This is a genomic window from Myxococcus sp. AB025B, from assembly GCF_006518215.1.
Classification (GTDB): domain Bacteria; phylum Myxococcota; class Myxococcia; order Myxococcales; family Myxococcaceae; genus Myxococcus; species Myxococcus fulvus.
This window is the reverse complement of record NZ_SRLW01000775.1, coordinates 1-255: the sequence shown is the minus strand read 5'-3', so window position 1 is coordinate 255 and position 255 is coordinate 1. Positions and strand designations below refer to the sequence as shown.

The 255-nt window shown below is 72.5% G+C and carries 1 protein-coding gene; it reads left to right on the top strand.

The window, feature by feature from the left end:
- Positions 1 to 255 (top strand): integrase core domain-containing protein (locus FL311_RS43895; RefSeq protein WP_141333619.1); only part of this gene is annotated, 255 nt, incomplete at both ends.

The window sequence follows — 255 nt, the reverse complement described above, 5'->3', positions numbered from 1 at the left end:
CCACCGCGTGCGCTCGCATCGGCACCTCCCTCTTGCACGCCAGGCCCTACGACGCCCCCGCACGCGGGAAGATGGAGCGCTTCTGGCGCACGCTGCGCGAGGGCTGCCTCGACTTCCTCGGGCCCGTTGCCTCGCTGCACGACGTCAATGTCCGCCTCTGCGCCTTCCTCGACGCGCACTACCACGTCACCTCGCACGCGGCCCTCCTGGGCGCGACACCGAGAACCGTCTTCGAGGCCGCGCCCCGGGCGCCTG